The following is a 16,906-nucleotide window of genomic DNA, read 5'->3' as shown; positions in this document are numbered from 1 at the left end:
CATGCCATGCGGACATGGAGGCAGCAAACCGCGCGCGAGGTGATCGCCGTGCCGGGCCAGAACCGGTGAAGCCTCGATGCGCGGCATCAGTCTTTCTTATCTCCGTCCGCGCTTCGGTAAGGGCTTTCGAAAATATCCTCGATCCGCCGCTTGAAGAGCGCGCTGATCCGAAATGCAAGATCCAAGGACGGCGCGTGCTTTTCGGTTTCCAGCGCGTTAACGGCCTGGCGAGAGACACCCAATCGTTCCGCCAGGTCTGCTTGCGTCCAGCCTGCTTCGGCTCGCAGTACCCGCAACTTGTTTTTCATTCAATTGCTCGTGCGGACAAACGGGGATACCAGGGCGTAGATTCCCCAGAACACGGGATAGACGAGCCAGCCGGGCAGATGAGGGGCCGCCGCATAGGTTTCGCCAAATCCCCAGGCAGACCAGAGCGCCATCGTGGCGCCGGCGGCCAGGATGAAGCATTTGGCGACTATCACGCGCATGTATTCGTCGCTATGCGCCATGAGCCGTAGCGTGGCCCATATTTGACCCGCCACGAGCAGCGCGGCCAGCGCGGCCACCGCCCATCCGGCGGGCTGGCCCAGGATGCCATCGAAAAGCCCCCCGATCGCGGCGGCGTGAACCAGCACGTACGCGCTCATCAGAAACATCGTGCGGATAACGTAAGTGCGGCCGGGCGAAGGGGCGCGCAGGGAATCGGCGTGAGTCGGCATGGTGATCGCCTGTGTAAAGAAAACCTGACTTTATAGATGTCAGGTTATCGTGTCAATAAGTCTAGTATTCTTTACATTCCGTGGCCCGCTCCTGAGCGCCAGCGGCCCTCGAGCACCCGGTTCAGCCGTCATCCCCGTCCCGTACACTACCGCGATAACCAGGGAGCGATATGTCGATTCAGGTACTAGGCCGATGCGGTGTCGTTTGTTTTGAAGCGAAACGCTTGAACAAGAACTCGACCGATCGGTTGCGCCGAAGCGCCGGCAACTGATCCGCGATCGGGCTCTTAAGACCCGGAATATATAGCGCCGGTCCTTGATTGCTTGCCCTCGATCACCTCAAGCATGTGGCGCCACCGCCCACTTGCCAAGCCAAACGGCAAATCTCTGGCTCTCGATAGGAATGGGATTTTTCATGAAACCGTCCATGCACTTCGGCGTTGCATTGCTTCTCGTCACGTTCTGCCTCAGCGCCACGGCCCAGACCGTGACGCCGCTCAACGGGCAGTCTTCCGCAACCACCCAGCAAGATTCCGCCGCGTGTCGGGCGCTGGCCGACAGTGAGAGCAGCGCCGCTACGGAAAGTCCTACATCCGGCGGACGCGTCCGGGGCGCGGCCATCGGTGTGGCGGTGGGGGCGGCACCGATGGGCGCGGCGATAGCCGGTGTGCGCAAGCGCCGGCACGAGCGGGCCGCCCAGTCGCAAGCCAAGGCGGCCGCGGCTTCCGCCTACGCCGATTGCATGCAGCAGCGCGGCTACCAGGTGGCGCCCTGAGCGGCGCGGGCCGAGGGCAGTTGCACGCGTGAAAACCGTTAGGGGATTGAGGGGCGGAGATTTTTCGCAAGTTGGAAGGGGGCTGCCGCGATAGTCCGGCAAATAAAGGTGTCGGACCTTGATGGTCCGCCCAGGAAGACATCAAGAAAGTCGCGCTGTCGCCCACCGGTGGAGCTAAACTGGAATTTCCTGGCTCTCGATAGCAATGGAGTTTTTCATGAAAACGTCCATGTATTCCGGCATCGCGTCTCTACTCGCTACGCTCTGCCTGAGCGCCACGGCCCAGACGGTTACCCCGCTTAAAGGGCAGTCTTCCGCAACCACCCAGCAAGACAGCGCCGCGTGCCAGGCGCTGGCCGGCAATGGTGGCAGCGCCACTACCGAAAGTCCCAAATCCGGCGGACGCGTCCGGGGCGCGGCTGCCGGCGCAGCCGCGGGCGCGGCGGTGGCGGGCGCGCGCGGCCGGCAGCATGAAGAGGTGTATGACCGGATGGACGATGACGTCAAGCAGCAGTACCGCCAGAACCAGGCGAAGGACGCCGCGGTGGCGGGAGCGGTGGTGGGCGGTTCGCGGCAGCGCCAGGAGCGCCGGCAGGATAGGGCCGTCCAATCTCAGGCCAATGCGGTCGCTGCTTCCACCTACGCCAATTGCATGCAGCAGCGCGGTTATCAGGTGACGCCCTGAGCGGCACGCGACGTATCCGGGTCGGCTGCCTTTCGGCGCGCTTCCGTGCGCGCGGGCTCAGGCCCGCTATTGGCCGCGGAGATAAACCCTCAAGCCTCGCAATGCTCGGCGATGTTGCGATACTGGCCCTTGTAATACAGCAAAGGCTGCGTAGCCGCGGCTTCCTGCAGGTTCAGCGCCTTCACTTCACCGATCACGATCAGATGATCGCCCGCGGCGTATTCCGCATGAATCTCGCAATCGAGCCAGTGCAGGCTGCCGGCAATGATCGGATTGCCCAACGGCGATTCCCGCCATTCGACTTCGCGCCATTTGTCCGTGCCTCGCCGAGCGAACTGGTTGGAAATCCGTACTTGTTCGTCCGACAGGATATTGACCGCGAATCGACCGGCCCGGCGAATCTTGGGATAGCTGCCCGAGCTGGACATCACGCTGAACGACACCAGCGGCGGACTCATCGATACGCTATGGAACGACTGGCAGGTAAAGCCCACCGGCTCGTCATCGAACTGCGTCGTAATGACAGTGATGCCGGACGCGTAGTGCCCGAGGACTTCGCGAAAGCGCAATGGCTCGATCGCGGTACTGGAAAGTGACATAAGGTTTATTGCTGGGGCGTGGCCGCCGCGGGCAGCCCGCGACGACCATTCCCCGCCTTTGAATCAGTTCGAGAGTTCCTTGCGGACGATTTCCGCGCCGGCGCTCAACGCGGCCAGCTTGCCCCTGGCGACGGCGCGAGACAGGGGCGCCATGCCGCAGTTCGTGCAGGGATAGAGCTTGTCGGCATCCACGAACTGAAGCGCCTTGCGCAGCGTGTTGGCGACTTCCTCGGGGGTTTCAATCGCGTTGGTCGCCACGTCGATAGCGCCCACCATCACCTTCTTGCCCCGAATGAGCTCGATCAGATCCATGGGAACGCGGGAGTTCTGGCATTCCAGCGAGACGATGTCGATGCTGGACTTTTGCAGCTTGGGGAATGCCTCTTCATATTGCCGCCACTCCGATCCCAGCGTCTTCTTCCAATCCGTATTGGCCTTGATGCCATAGCCGTAGCAGATGTGCACAGCGGTTTCGCACTTGAGCCCTTCAATGGCGCGTTCCAGCGTGGCCACGCCCCAATCGTTCACCTCGTCGAAGAACACGTTGAACGCGGGTTCGTCAAACTGGATGATATCGACACCGGCGGCCTCCAGTTCCTTGGCTTCCTGGTTCAGGATCTTGGCGAATTCCCAGGCCAGCTTTTCGCGGCTTTGATAGTGGGCGTCATACAGCGTGTCGATCATGGTCATCGGGCCCGGCAGCGCCCATTTGATCGGCTGCCGGGTCTGCTGGCGCAAGAACCTGGCGTCATCGACGAACACCGGCTTGCGGCGCGCCACGGCGCCCACGACCGTCGGCACGCTCGCGTCGTAGCGATCGCGTATCCTGACGGTCTTGCGGTTCTCGAAATCAACGCCGTCCAGGTGCTCGATAAACGTCGTCACGAAATGCTGACGCGTTTGTTCGCCATCGCTGACGATATCGATACCCGCGTGCTGCTGTTCCTGCAGAGACAGGCGCAGCGCGTCCTGCTTGCCCTCGGCCAGGCCTTCATCCTGCAGTTTCCAGGGCGACCAGAGCTTCTCGGGTTCTGCCAGCCAGGAGGGCTTGGGCAGGCTGCCGGCGGTCGAGGTGGGGAGCAATTTCTTCACAATAGATGCCTTGGTGTTTCTGATTAATCAAAGAGGGGAGTTAGCGGACCACTGCTCAAGAATCGCTTGGTACGGCTTGATGAAGTGCTCTTCGACAAACCGTCCCTGCTCGATAGCCAGCCGGCTACGTTCCTCTCGGTCATAGACAATCCGGGTCAGCGAATAATCCTGGTGCTTCAGACTGGGCTGATAGGACTTTCCGGCCGCGGAGTTCGCGTTGTAGATCTCCGGCCGGTAGATCTTCTGAAAGGTGTCCATCGTGCTGATCGTGCTGATCAGTTCAAGATTGGTGTAATCGCCCAGCAGATCGCCCGAAAAATAGAAAGCCAGAGGCGCGGCACTGTTGGGCGGCATGAAGTAGCGGACCTTCATGCCCATCTTCTTGAAATAGTCGTCGGTCAGCGAATACTCGTCCTGCAGGTATTCAACGCCCAGCACAGGATGCTGGTTTTCAGTCCGAAGATAGGTCTTGCTGCTCGACACGCTCAGGCAGATCACGGGCGGCTTGCTGAAGTGCGCTTTGTACGTGCTTGAATTTACAAAGGCCTTGAACAGCTTCCCATGCAGGTCTCCAAAATTCTCAGGGGTACTGAACCCGACCTGGTTCTTGGTGTGTTCCAGCAGCAGCACGCTGAAGTCGTAATCCCGGACGTAGGAGGAAAAATTATTCCCTACGATGCCCTCGATGCGTTCGTTGGTTTTCCGATCAAAAATGCTCGTCTTCAGCACTTCAATCAAGGGCAGGGCGCTGCCGTTGCCTGCGCCGTCAATGCTCATCTCGACGGAAATGATCTCAAGCTTGACGGTATAGCGGTCGCCCTTGGGATTGTCCCAATGCGCCAAGGCATTGAAACGGTTGTCAATCATCCGCAGCGTGTTGCGCAGGTTCTCCTGGCGGCTCGTGCCCCTGGCGAGATTGGCAAAATTGGTGGTGATCCGCGTATTGTCCGAAGGACGATAGTCTTCGTCGAAACAAATGCTCTTGATGGCAAATGTGAATTCGTTACTCATGTTGATCTGCTGCCCTGATTCCTGAGATAAAACCCGCGTCCATTTATTGCTTTTCAGCGCTGCTCAACTTCTTCTGTTTTTTGTTTGGCAGTCTTCATATCGACGGCGTAGGGGGCGCAGTATAGGTTGGACCATCCATGAAAAAAAGTGAATTGATCTCATGAAACCATTAGCTGTGCTCATGGGTGGCCGGGCATGCCGGTCGGGGGGGCAGATCCGGCGCTCTCGATGGGCCGCGTTGCTGACGGGCTCCGCGCGCGGCCACGCAGAAAGCCCGGCGGCGCAATCATCGCGCGACCGGGAGCTTGGCCGAGTACAGGTTCAGAGGAGGTTGGCGCCGCGTCGTGAGCGGACGCGACCGCGAAGAATCAGGCTACCGCTGGTCCTTTTGCCTGCGCGATAAACGCACGCAGGTAATCGATATCCACGTCCGCCTCGCGAGCGCCCAGATAAATGTGCTTGGCAATGCCTTTCTTGCCCAGCCGGACCGGCACCACGTTCATCGCGTCCGCGTACTCCAGCACCAGCCAGCGCGGCAACGCCGCCACCCCGCGGCCGCTGGCGACCATTTGCAGCATGATGTCCGTCGTCTCGATGGCCTTGTGGCGCTTCGGCGTAATGCCGGCCGGCGTCAGGAACATGCTGTAGATGTCCAGCCTGTCGACCGGCACCGGATAGGCCACCAGCACTTCGTTGCCGAGCTGTTTGGGCGTGACGTACTCCTCCCTGGCAAGCGGGTGGTTGCCCGCGACGACCAGCACTTGTTCATAGTCGAACACAGGCTCGAACACGAGCCCCGGCTTGTTCAGCGGATCCGGCGTAACCAGCAAATCGATCTCGTAGCCGAACAGCGCCCCGATGCCCCCGAACTGGAATTTCTGCTTCACATCCACGTCCACATCCGGCCAGGCCGCCAGATACGGGGAAACAATCTTCAGCAGCCACTGATAGCAGGGATGGCACTCCATACCGATGCGCAGCGATCCGCGCTCTCCCTGGGCGAACTGACGCAGGCGTTCCTCGGCCAGGTTCAGCTGCGGCAATACCCGGTTGGCCACCGCCAACAGGTATTGACCGGCCTGCGTGAGCCTCAGACTGCGGCCTTCGCGCAGCCAGATGTCGGTGCCCAGCTGCTGCTCCAACTTCTTCATGCTGTGGCTTAGCGCCGACTGCGTCACGTGCAGGACGCCTGCGGCGGCGGTTAGCGAGCCTTGCTTTTCCACTTCTTGCACGATGGATAGATGGATGCGGTCGAGCATGGGTGATGAATAGAATTCATGGTTTGTGTCGGAATTTGAATTCTACTTCATCGTTCTGTGCGCCTGAAAAATAGGTGTCAGACTACAATTTGGCCGGAAAGATGGTAGTCCGACGCCATTATTTGGCCGGCGGCTGCCTTATTGGACTGTTTGTTCCAAAACTGCTATCTTCGCGCACTGAACGCTTCAGTTGTACTCGACGCATGAGCAAGGAAAAACCGCCCAGCCAGGGGCGCCCTCGGCAATTCGAAGACGAAGAAATTATTGATGCCGCGGTTGGGGTCTTCAGCGCGAATGGATTCGCTGGGACCTCGGCGCAGGACCTCTGCGACAGTACCGGCCTCGGGCGGGGCAGCCTGTATAACGCCTTTGGCAATAAGCAGGCGCTTTACGAGCAGGCTCTTTTGCGCAGCCATGAAAAGAGCATGCAAGCCCAGCTGACCATCTTGATGCAAGCTGGTTCGGTCAGGGACCGCCTGCGCACGCTCTTGCTCTGGGGTGTTGCCGAGGACTTGGCGCAGGCCGAGCAGCATGAGGCCATGGTGTTGTTCTCCGCGCTCGAGCGTGGCAGCAAGGATGAAGTCGTCGCCACGCTGAACACCGAATACCGCCAACGCCTGGAGACGGCCTTGGTCTCGGTTTTTACCGAAGGGCAAAACAATAGGGAATTCGGCACGACGATCTCGGCCGTCGAAATGGCCCGAGGCTTCCTGGCGGGCTACTACGGGCTGCGGGTGCTGAATAAAAATATTTCAGATAAGCGCGTTCTCAACGATGCCGTGACGGGGCTGCTGGCCAACCTGTAGGGGGGGCGAACACAATTTTTTATAGGCGTGATTCTTATGATTGCGTAGTCGACGCGTGTTTTTTTGACTATTTTTGGAATGATTGTTCAATAACTCTTGGGAAAGTAGGAAATGCCGTTGGTGGTCTACATTCTGGGGCTGGCCGTCTTCTCGATTGGCACCTCGGAATTGATGGTGGCAGGAATGATGGAAACCTTATCTGAGGCCTTCGGCATCACGATAGGGCAAGTGGGGCACTTGATCTCGTACTTCGCATTTGGCGTGATGCTGGGCGGACCGGTGCTCACGTATGTATTTCTGAAGCTCAAAGTCCCTTACCGGCCCACATTGCTGGCGCTGCTTGCCGCGTACGTGCTGGTGCAGGGTTTTAGCGCCTTCATCTCGGATCACGCCATACTGATCGCGGTGCGCTTGATCATCGGCGTCTTGTGCGCGGGGTGCCTGAGCTTGTCCTTGGCCACCAGTATGGCGTTGGTGCCCATTGAAAACCGACCGCGCGCGGCCGCCGTGGTGATTGGTGGCTTCATGGTCTCGAACGTCTTTGGCGTGCCACTGGCCACCATCATCAACCAGCACTGGGGCTGGCGCGTGAGTTTTGGCCTGGTGGCGCTCTTGGTGCTCGTTTGCTTGGTGGTGCTCGTTCGCACCTTGCCCAACGTTGGCGGCGGCAAGGGCGGCCTGAACATGGCCGAGGAGTTGCAGGCATTCAAGAAACTGGCGTACTGGAAGGCCTGCGCGACCAGTTGCCTGATTCTGGGGGCAAGCTTTGCCGCCTTCAGCTATTTCGTGCCGATTCTGACCTCGGTCACCGGTTTTACGATGCAGGTCGTGCCGATCATCTTGATGCTCTACGGCGCGGCCAATCTTGTCGGCAATATGATCACGGGGCGTTTAGCCTATCGGCATAGCCTCACGATCATGGTGACTGGCCTGACGGTGCTCAGCCTTTCGTTGATTGGCATGGCGCTGCTGGCGCAATATGCCTGGCTGGCAGTGGCTTTCGTCATCCTGATCGGCTTGTCCGGCGTGCCGATGAATCCGGCGATGATGGCGCGCATCGTCAGCGTGGCGCATCCGGGGCCACTGGTGAACGCGGTTCATACGTCCGTGATCAATATTGGCCTGGGCGGCGGGACGTTCTTGGCCGGCATGGCGATCTCCGCGGGTTATGAGTTTCGGGTCGCGTTATGGATCGGTGCGGGGTTGGCGGTGCTGGGACTCTTGAGCATCCTGCCTTACCTGCGCCGCCGCCAGGAGGGGTGGCACTGAAGAGCGGCTTGCGCTCTATGGTGTCTCCGTGATCGTGGGTGATTTCCTCGGCGAAAGGGGGGCGAACACCGCGTCGTTCGCGCCTCGGCCTGGATGCTGTCCACCCAGGCAGTGGTGTTGCAGATTATCTCTGTGAAAATAGGTCTCAGACTACAGTTTCGCCGGAGAAATTGCAGTCTGACACCTTTATTCCAGCACCACGGCCGGGCCGGTCCCTGCGGAGCGGACGAAAATCTTAGCGCCGTCCGCCATGGCGACGGTCTGACTCTTGAAGCTGCTCGGGAATGTAGGCTGTGCTGCGGCATTTGTGATGCGCAGCACTCCCGTCAATAGCGCTACTGCCATTGCAAGGCGACTTTTCATGTCGGCACTCCAATATCGGGGATCGGATCCGCCCGGAATATTGTGAAGCTTAGTCGCGCTTGCTGGCGAAGATATTTGGTTTCAGCCGAAAAACGGTGTCAGACTACAAATTCGCCAGGGCAGGGCACGCGGGTGCTGCGCGCTATCCAGGGGCGCCGTCGGCTTCGGCTCGCGGCTTCAGCGCGCATGCCGCCGCGGGCGCCATGCCGCGGCGCAGCGCCTCGTCCGACGGCGGCGCTATCGGCCGCCTGGGATGCGCGTGGAAATAGGTGTCAGACTACAAATGCGCTGGTTAGATGCTGCGAATCTGTAGTCTGACACCTATTTGTGCGTAAGTCGTGGGCTGGCGCGTGATCGCGGTCCTGTTGCCCTGGATACAAGGTGCTGAGGGATTTACCATGCAAATTCGAGAAAGAGCGTCCAACAGTGAAAGCTACGAATTCTGTTTAGCAATTTGACGCTTTACGCCACCTACACTCCGCTTCAAATCGCCGGTCCCTTGGGCAAATATCATGCGCATCTGGGTGTTAGGCTTGATACTTCTGGTATAACATCAAAATATCGTAGAGGACGTGAAAATGAGATATCAGACAAATGATGTGTTCGGTGTGCGAAGCCGACTTATTGCTTCATATATCGAACGGGATACGGTGGATCAAGCGTTTCGTGAGGCACTGACGGATGGGAATGAGGTAATTGTTTATGGCTCCTCGAAGCAAGGAAAAACCTCTCTTATTCTCAAGAACTTGAGCGCGCGTGATTACGTTAAAGTCGAGTGTTCTCCGCAAACCGCACCTGTAGACATCTACAAGTCCATTCTGCGTCAGTTAGATATTCGCTTTGTTGAATCGGAAGCAGTGGAAAGTAGAACGGAAGACGCCGCCAAGGTGTCTGGTGGTTTTAAAGTAAAAATCCCATTTTTTTCAGATGCCAATGCTGAGATTGAAGCTTTAACGAAGGCGTCTAGCGGAGTAACGCACAATGTCCGCTATATTGAATATAACCTTGAGCTTGCTCAAGATGTTTCGGAAATTTTGAAGCGATATGCTGTTAACCGATATCTCGTTCTCGAGAATTTTCATTATTTATCACTCGATGTTCAAGAGCGGTTGGCGTATGACTTACGAGTGTTTCAAGATCAGGGGATAATCTTTGTAATTCTAGGTATATGGCGAGAAGCGAATAGGTTGGTCCAATTTAATGGGGATTTGTTGGACCGAATAACGGAAATACCTGTGGAACCATGGCTTCACGAAGACTTTCGACGAGTTATTAAGAAGGGGTCGGAGTTGCTTAATGTGGATTTCTCCCAGATCGAGGATTTGCTAATTGAAGCATCGTTCGATTCGATCGGCGTCGTGCAGGAACTGTGCAAAAGTTGTTGTCTGGCTGCAAAGGTGGAGCACACGTCACCAAATAGGCAGATCATTACAATTGAGCATTTAAAGGTAGCGACGAAGAAGAAATCCGAGGAATATGGAGTACGCCATATCCGAAACTTCGAGTCCTTTGTAGATATCGCGAGGAAGACGAGTAACCAAAGTGGAAAATTATCATTGGCATTTCCTTACTATTTCATTCGACTTCTGCTAACCACAGATTTTACCAATATTGAACAAGGCTTGTTGAGATCGAGACTTCTGGAGGAAATTCGCCTACTTCATCATCGCCCCGATGATGTAAGGTCCGGAGACTTGGGGGCATTTTTACATAACATAACCCAGCATCAAATAAGTAAGAAAATTCAACCTCCCTTTGTGGATTACGACCGAGGCGGGAAGATAATGAAAATAATCGATTCTTCCATGTATTTTTTTCTTCGACACTGCGATCGGGCCGCCATTCTTGAAGATATTCCGAATCCATTTCCGCACGAGGGTGAGGATCAGGCGGGTGTGGTGGGTGAGCGTCAAAAGAATCTCTTCTAAGGAGGGGGTCTTGAGATTTTCCTCCATATGCCTCTTATGAAAATAAGGCGGCGAGGCTGAGTTTCCAGAATTCGTGGTCTAGTATTTTTATAGAAAATAAGAAACAAGAGAAAATTAATGGAATTTTTAAAAAAATACAAGGTGGAAGCTTCTATCCTGCTGGTAGGGTTGTTATCTATTAATGCGATTTTTTTTGCCCAGGCATACCGAAAGAGTAGCACAGTCGATCCCGCACTAGCCGGACAGTTAGGTGACTTTGTTGGCGGATACGTCGGTACTGCATTCGTTCTTATTAGTGTCTTATTGTTATATAGAACCCTGCGTATACAGCGTGAAACATCGCATCAGCAATTTCTTGAGGCAAAGTACTTCGAGTTGATAAAAATACACAGAGAAAATGTTTCTGAAATGAGACTAAATGATATCTGTGGTCGTCATGTTTTTGTTTTTATTCTCAAAGAGTTCGAGGCCGCGTTCGGGTTGGTTGAGTCGGTGGTAACTCGTGTGGGGAAAAAATCAAGTGACGACCAGATGTTCCAGATAGCATATTGCATTGTGTTCTACGGCATAGAGCAAACCGGATCGAAGGGCATGTTTGGCGTTCTTGATGATTGCGATATGGATCTAGTAGAAGAGCTAAAGAGTCGTTTTAAAAATCCGGTAACTCGCGCTGAAATTAAGGATAAGTATCAGCTTCCCTGTGACCCGTTCGAAGGTCATCAACCTCTTTTAGGTCATTACTATCGCCATCTATATCAGGCGATCATGTACATCGATAGCCATTCCTTGAATATTGATAAATATGCATATGTAAAGACACTTCGCGCGCAACTTTCCACGCAAGAGCAGGCTCTTCTTTTCTTAAATAGCCTTTGTCCTATGGGGAAGAAGTGGTGGAGTCTGGGGCTGATGATAAAGTACAGACTGGTCAAGAATCTGCCGAAAAATTATATAAAGAAGTCTGATAAAGTGCTATTAGACAAAAACTTCCCTCCATCTTATTTTGAATGGCAGGAAATTAATATGAAGAGTGGAGGTTGATGCGGCTGGAAAGGGGTTATTAATGTTTTCTTATAAGAATTAAATATATGTTTGAAAATAATATTTATGCTAAATGGGGTTTCACCGAAAGCCCTTTCTCAAGCAAACCGTTGTTGCCAAACAAGGTTGGCGAGAGCATACTGGTGGGCCGAAACGCAGAAATGCAAGCGTTAGCTAGTCGTATGGTTAATTCAGCGGCTGCCGCATGCCTTGATGGGCCAATTGGCGCGGGTAAGACTAGCTTGGCGAACATAGTTGTCTACAAGGGATTTCAGAACCATTTGGAAAAAAGGGGGTGTTCTCCACTGTTGATTCCGTGTGGAAAAACATTCCAAATCAAGGAAGATGAAAGCGCCGAAGAATTTAAGCTTCAAATATTGCTTGAGGTGGCGCAGGCATTGTCGGATGGTGCAGCAAAACTGCAGAACCACATAAAGGCCAGCGATAGCGCTGCACTCGAAGCCTGGCTCAGTGATCCAATTTTAATGAAATTGGGGCAGAATGCTGCATCGATTTTGCGCTCGGAAACCGGAATTTCTCAGGGCGATACTCACGGAATGAGTAAGATTGCTTTTGAGAGCTATCTTAAAAAATGGTTGGAAAGGATTTTCCCCGGTGGGGAAAGTGGTGGGGTCGTATGTATAATCGATAATTTGGAGTTGTTGGAGAAATCCAGCGATGCTAGACGAAAGATAGAGAACCTTAGGGATACTCTATTTAACATGCCCGGAATAAAATGGATATTTTGCGGGGCGCACGGGATCCTTCAGGGCGTTGTTACGTCGCAGCGGCTTGCGGGGTATTTGCAGGAACCTCTGTCCATCATGCCATTGCGGTTAACTGATGCGGGTGAAATTTTCAAAAGAAGAATAGAGGTTTTCCGCTCACCTGACGGGAACTCAACTTATTTGCCCCTTACAGCAGAGGATTTTCATACCCTGTATGTGACATTGCATCAGAATCTCCGTACTACGTTAAGCCATGTGGAAGATTACTGTTTGCATGTTTTTCAGCATGGCTTACGGCCGATTGCCGACAACGAAAAAAGAGATTCTTTTTTTTCCTGGATGCAAGCTAGAGCGAAATCTATAAGCGTTGCAATCAAGCCTCACGCTGGTGGTAAGGCTTTAAGCCTGTTCTACGCAGTTGCGAGCGATGCGGAGATGAAGGGAGAGTTCAGTCCTGGCGACTTCGAAAAATTTGGATTCAAATCTGTGGAAGCATTTCGTCCACATGTTCGAACGCTCGAGGAGTGTGGGCTGGTAGTTGCACAAAAAGATGATATTGATCAACGGCGTAAGAGTATATCGATAACGGGAAAAGGCTGGCTTCTTCATTGGTATAAAACGACGCAACCGTCCTAAGCGAAAACGGTGTCAGATTGGACTAACCCGGATTTTCCGGACAGTTTGGTTAAGGTACCGAGGCCTCGACCTGAGTGGGGGTTCGATAGCCTAGCCCCTGATGGATTCGCTGGCGGTTGTAGAACAAATAAAGGTGTCAGACTACAATTTCGGAAGCGAAAGTGTAGTCTGACACTATTTCTTCTTTTCTGGTTTTCGCCAACTGAGTGCGTTCCACGGCAGAGCCTAACAAGAGGGAAGGGGAAATTCTGTCCATATGTCTTATTCGTAATTCAAGTCTTCCGTTGCCGGAACTACTTTGTAATCACACCGTTGGCGAATAAAGTTAGTCGGCACGTCTACGGACGCTTCGAAAAAATCTGAAAAATCGAAATCGACCAATTTATATGGAGCTATCAGCACTGAATCTTGCGCATTTCCCAGGAAGATGACTGGTCGATTTTTTGGGACATTGGCGCACTCGTGCGAGTGGCTGAAATCTAAGGCATATGCCATTAAATAGATTTTTTCTGGAACTCTGGGATCAGATAGTTGATCGGTCGACCAATTTCCGCCGTGGTAGAGAATTACCGCTGATACCAAGGTAGAGAGCAGTGAGTAAAGCGGAATCAGTTGAGCAACTTCACCATTAAGCCGATCCTTTAGCCAGACAAGACTAATTAAAATATGTACTAGCGATAGCAGCAACGCTATGGCGAGAATGAATGGTACGAGCAACTTCAGCACTAGTAGCGCGGTAGTGAAGACCAAGGTGATCGGCAGCGCGGATGCGTCAACATGAAAAATCTCATTTATATGGCCTGCAGCTTTACCTCGGGCGTAAAGAACTAAGCCCGACAGAATAATGGAGACCAGAAATTTGGTGACAGTGAAGCTCCATAAGGATCGGATCACTGTCGATCGTTCCAATGTGACGCCAACAAACATGGTGCACAGAATTACCGCACATAGTCTGAATGTCAGAGTGTTTTCGCGGACCCAATTCCAATCGCTGCTATCCGAGCGATTTATCGCCAATAGAACTCCGATTGTTCCAATGAGAACAAGGGCCCATGTGAGTTCATAAGCTCTTTTTTCTTTTTCTTGTCTCTGTAGCCTAAACCATTCTTCGATTTTCTGGTGAATGTCGCGAATGTAGTAATTTAGCGATCTACCCCTTCCTAGATAAGGGTCGAGTTCATTTCCTTTCAGCTCTTGGTGGATGCTCTCGAGTTGCTTTTCTATCAGTTTGCTCATTTTTTTGAAGGCTATATTTTGTGCGTTGTTTATTAAATTTTATGTTTTCACTTATAACCTAATTCGAAGCTGGTGGCACGACGAAATTACGTGATTTTATTAAAATTTTGCTGTCCTTGAGATATATGCGAACGTTGTGTCAACGACGCTCGAGGGCAATTTACATTATTTTGGACTGCATCATCGAGATCCGGATACGCCAGAATGTGCCGCGCCAGAGTTGAACTAACGATTGACGCGTCCTTGTCGGAGGGGGGCGAGCCGGCATTCACGCAACGCAAACTTGCCATGCCCATTTTCGTTAATGAGCCAGCGGCTCCGATATAGCGAATCCAAAGCCCAGCTGTGCCGCATCAAGCTCCACTTCCACGAGACCCACAACGTGATCGCAAGGACTCTCAATCCCGCCTAGCAAGTTGGAAGTAATCCTAGGTCCAATGGCTGCGCGTCTGTGCTCTCCAGCTCATTCACGCTATTCCCCACAAGCAATAGCCCAAATTCCCAGGCAAGCCCGCTCCATCTTGCGAAGATCCGCAACCCGCACCCAGCCAAACTCCGGATCATCCGGCGTGGCCCAGCGGTCGTGTGTGAGGGGATAGTTGTCCATCAGGCGCTTCAGTGTTGACGATATGAAAAGAGAAACGGCCGCCAATGCAGCGGCCACGGTTCCTGTCTTTTCCGGCTGTCAATCCGGGCGATCTTGGTGGGATTGCGGGGCCAGTATCGGCGCCCTTGGGCATCTAGATCAAGGCTGATCCGTGCCAAATTGAGCACGCTCTCGCCAGGAAAGCGTGATTCGGACTACGTGCAGAGATTATTGGGCTTTGTCTGCGGAGAAGCCTTGTCCTGCCCAACGATCAATTCATTCGTGATCAAAGGTATCGATTTCCGACTCCACCCGATTTCGCCATCTCCATCTCCTACACTATCCATCAATCACCAGGGAGAGATATGTCGATTCAAACCTTAAGCCGCTGCAGCATCATCCTGTTTCTCTCCGCGCTGACTTCGGGTTGTTCAATAGGCAACGAGTGCGCGTGGTACCGCAGTAGCTGCATGTATGAAGGCCAGTACGAGCAGGGCGAGGAAGACTATGCGGAATCCGAAGCGCAGCGCCTGAACAAGAATTCAACCGATCGCTTGCGCCGTAGCTCTGGCGATTGATCCGTAGATCGGGCCTTTCCCGCTAGCGAAACATGACGGCCGGTTCTCAGGCCGCCGTCGCCAACGCCGGCAGGAAAAACCGGTCCTTCAGTTCCTGCAGCCCGATCCGTTCCAGCATCTCGGTCAGCCGTTCGGCAGGTTTGCGCCGCGGCAGGTTCTTGTACTGCGCAATGATGAGTTCATTCTTCATCGAGTGTTCCCACCCGACCAGTTCGGTCACGCTGACCTGGTAGCCGTGGGCTTCCAGCTGCAAGCACCGCAGCACGTTGGTGATCTGGCTCCCAAACTCCCGCGTATGCAGCGGATGCCGCCAGATTTCCGCCAGCGGATCCGCCAGCGCCTTGGCCTTGTTCTTCCTCAGCACCGAGGCCACTTCCGCCTGGCAGCAGGGCACGACGACGATGTACTTGGCCTTCTTTTCCAACGCGAAATGAATCGCGTCGTCGGTGGCGGTGTTGCAGGCGTGGAGCGCCGTGACCACATCGATGGTGGCGGGCAGCTTGTCCGAGGTGATGGAATCGGCCACGGACAGATTCAGGAACGACATGCCGCCAAAACCCAGCCGCTTGGCGAGTTCTTCGGACGACTTGACCAGTTCTTCGCGGGTTTCGATGCCGTAGAGGTGGGAGCCGTTCTTCAGTGCTTCGGGCTGTTCCTTGAAAAACAGGTCATACAGGATGAAGCCCAGGTACGACTTGCCCGCGCCGTGGTCGGCGAGGGTGACGGCACCGCGTTGTTGTTGGACGTCCTTGAGCAGCGGTTCGATGAACTGGAACAGGTGGTAGACCTGTTTCAGCTTGCGGCGGCTGTCCTGGTTCATCTTGCCGTCGCGGGTCAGGATGTGCAGGGCCTTGAGCAGTTCGATCGACTGGCCGGGGCGGATGTCGTGGGTTTTGTCGGACATGGGGTACGGCAATGCGCCCCGCGATGGGCGGGGCGCAGGAGAAGGCGGAAAGCGTCAGTGTAACGAAAACGCGGCCGGCCCTGGCGGAACGGGCGCGGACTGTGCCTCTTCTTGTGATCCGCACGATTTGGCAGGCGAGTAACATGCCCGATGCGATTGGAGCATGTCATGCATTTCTGAAAGCGCCTGACCGCCAGGGCGGGCGCAGGGAGCGTCGTCAAATGTTCAGCCACATCACTGTCGGGACGCGTGATCTTGAACGCGCGGGCCGTTTTTATGACGCGGTGCTGCTTCCGCTTGGATTGAAGCGTCGCGTTGTCACGCCCGATGGCGGGCCCTTGGCGCTTTGCTGGGTGACCGGTCAGGCGCCGCTGCCGCGCTTCTATGTCTACATGCCCTACGACGGCGAGCCGGCGACGGTGGGTAATGGCAGCATGGTGGCTTTTCTGGCGCCTACGCAGGAAGCCGTGAGCACGGCCCATGCGGACGGGCTGGCGCAGGGCGGGACGGACGAAGGGGCGCCGGGGATGCGTCCTCACTATGGCGATGGCTACTTCGGCGCGTATCTGCGCGATCCTGACGGGAACAAGGTGCATATCGTTCATCGTGGCGATCTCCCGCTGTAAGGCGGAGAGGCCCGACATCCCTGGAGAAACGCAAATGCTCGTGAGTCAGCTTGCTCTTGTGTACG

Annotated in this window: 17 protein-coding genes; 9 read left to right on the top strand and 8 right to left on the bottom strand. The window is 54.7% G+C overall.

The features are described from left to right. Positions 1 to 86: 86 nt before the first annotated feature. Together ACN6PJ_RS16665 and ACN6PJ_RS16660 are read right to left on the bottom strand one after the other, a co-directional pair. Positions 87 to 308: a helix-turn-helix transcriptional regulator gene (locus tag ACN6PJ_RS16665; RefSeq protein WP_427996957.1), complete on the bottom strand. Its 222-nt coding sequence runs from the start codon at positions 306 to 308 to the stop codon at positions 87 to 89. Next, a complete protein-coding gene (locus ACN6PJ_RS16660; protein ID WP_427996956.1) occupies positions 309 to 719 on the bottom strand; it encodes a hypothetical protein in 411 nt (136 codons plus the stop codon). Between the two features lie 415 nt (positions 720 to 1,134). Between ACN6PJ_RS16660 and ACN6PJ_RS16655 the strand changes: the two genes are divergently transcribed. Both ACN6PJ_RS16655 and ACN6PJ_RS16650 read left to right on the top strand, forming a co-directional pair. Beyond that, on the top strand, positions 1,135 to 1,494 hold the full coding sequence (locus ACN6PJ_RS16655) for a hypothetical protein (protein WP_427996955.1): 360 nt from the start codon (positions 1,135 to 1,137) through the stop codon (positions 1,492 to 1,494). 217 nt (positions 1,495 to 1,711) lie between these two features. Next, entirely contained in the window at positions 1,712 to 2,179 is a 468-nt protein-coding gene (locus ACN6PJ_RS16650; RefSeq protein WP_427996954.1) for a hypothetical protein, read from the top strand. Between the two features lie 89 nt (positions 2,180 to 2,268). Here ACN6PJ_RS16650 and ACN6PJ_RS16645 read toward each other — a convergent pair whose 3' ends face one another. From ACN6PJ_RS16645 to ACN6PJ_RS16630, 4 genes are all read right to left on the bottom strand, one after another. Further along, entirely contained in the window at positions 2,269 to 2,778 is a 510-nt protein-coding gene (locus ACN6PJ_RS16645; protein ID WP_427996953.1) for a flavin reductase family protein, read from the bottom strand. A 63-nt stretch (positions 2,779 to 2,841) separates the two neighbouring features. Further along, positions 2,842 to 3,870 carry a methionine synthase gene (locus ACN6PJ_RS16640; protein WP_427996952.1) on the bottom strand — a complete coding sequence of 343 codons (1,029 nt, stop codon included), beginning with the start codon at positions 3,868 to 3,870 and terminating at the stop codon, positions 2,842 to 2,844. 27 nt (positions 3,871 to 3,897) lie between these two features. Beyond that, positions 3,898 to 4,881 (bottom strand): DUF1852 domain-containing protein, encoded by a 984-nt coding sequence (locus ACN6PJ_RS16635; RefSeq protein ID WP_427996951.1) that lies wholly within the window; start codon positions 4,879 to 4,881, stop codon positions 3,898 to 3,900. Positions 4,882 to 5,249: 368 nt separating this feature from the next. Further along, positions 5,250 to 6,140 (bottom strand): LysR substrate-binding domain-containing protein, encoded by an 891-nt coding sequence (locus ACN6PJ_RS16630; protein WP_427996950.1) that lies wholly within the window; start codon positions 6,138 to 6,140, stop codon positions 5,250 to 5,252. 203 nt (positions 6,141 to 6,343) lie between these two features. Between ACN6PJ_RS16630 and ACN6PJ_RS16625 the strand changes: the two genes are divergently transcribed. The 5 genes from ACN6PJ_RS16625 to ACN6PJ_RS16605 all read left to right on the top strand — a co-directional run bounded on the left by ACN6PJ_RS16625 (position 6,344) and on the right by ACN6PJ_RS16605 (position 12,911). Then, on the top strand, positions 6,344 to 6,946 hold the full coding sequence (locus ACN6PJ_RS16625; RefSeq protein ID WP_427996949.1) for a TetR/AcrR family transcriptional regulator: 603 nt from the start codon (positions 6,344 to 6,346) through the stop codon (positions 6,944 to 6,946). A gap of 111 nt (positions 6,947 to 7,057) precedes the next feature. Continuing rightward, entirely contained in the window at positions 7,058 to 8,215 is a 1,158-nt protein-coding gene (locus tag ACN6PJ_RS16620; RefSeq protein WP_427996948.1) for an MFS transporter, read from the top strand. Between the two features lie 941 nt (positions 8,216 to 9,156). After that, on the top strand, positions 9,157 to 10,506 hold the full coding sequence (locus tag ACN6PJ_RS16615) for a hypothetical protein (RefSeq protein ID WP_427996947.1): 1,350 nt from the start codon (positions 9,157 to 9,159) through the stop codon (positions 10,504 to 10,506). 117 nt (positions 10,507 to 10,623) lie between these two features. After that, entirely contained in the window at positions 10,624 to 11,547 is a 924-nt protein-coding gene (locus ACN6PJ_RS16610; RefSeq protein ID WP_427996946.1) for a putative phage abortive infection protein, read from the top strand. Positions 11,548 to 11,594: 47 nt separating this feature from the next. After that, positions 11,595 to 12,911, top strand: coding sequence for a hypothetical protein (locus ACN6PJ_RS16605; protein ID WP_427996945.1), 1,317 nt, complete (start codon positions 11,595 to 11,597; stop codon positions 12,909 to 12,911). Between the two features lie 261 nt (positions 12,912 to 13,172). Here ACN6PJ_RS16605 and ACN6PJ_RS16600 read toward each other — a convergent pair whose 3' ends face one another. Next, complete coding sequence (locus tag ACN6PJ_RS16600) at positions 13,173 to 14,147, bottom strand: hypothetical protein (RefSeq protein WP_427996944.1); 975 nt, start codon at positions 14,145 to 14,147, stop codon at positions 13,173 to 13,175. Positions 14,148 to 15,098: 951 nt separating this feature from the next. Here ACN6PJ_RS16600 and ACN6PJ_RS16595 point away from each other — a divergent pair. Then, on the top strand, positions 15,099 to 15,311 hold the full coding sequence (locus ACN6PJ_RS16595; protein ID WP_129528363.1) for a hypothetical protein: 213 nt from the start codon (positions 15,099 to 15,101) through the stop codon (positions 15,309 to 15,311). 46 nt (positions 15,312 to 15,357) lie between these two features. Here ACN6PJ_RS16595 and ACN6PJ_RS16590 read toward each other — a convergent pair whose 3' ends face one another. Next, positions 15,358 to 16,215 (bottom strand): class I SAM-dependent methyltransferase, encoded by an 858-nt coding sequence (locus ACN6PJ_RS16590; RefSeq protein WP_427996943.1) that lies wholly within the window; start codon positions 16,213 to 16,215, stop codon positions 15,358 to 15,360. A 221-nt stretch (positions 16,216 to 16,436) separates the two neighbouring features. Here ACN6PJ_RS16590 and ACN6PJ_RS16585 point away from each other — a divergent pair, with 221 nt between their 5' ends. Next, positions 16,437 to 16,841, top strand: coding sequence for a VOC family protein (locus ACN6PJ_RS16585; RefSeq protein WP_427996942.1), 405 nt, complete (start codon positions 16,437 to 16,439; stop codon positions 16,839 to 16,841). The last annotated feature ends 65 nt before the right edge of the window (positions 16,842 to 16,906 follow it).

Origin of the sequence: Achromobacter sp. (assembly GCF_050285585.1) — a bacterium.
Taxonomy (GTDB): Bacteria; Pseudomonadota; Gammaproteobacteria; order Burkholderiales; family Burkholderiaceae_B; genus Achromobacter.
Note: the sequence above shows the minus strand (reverse complement) of the source record. Positions and strands in the feature narration are given on the sequence as shown.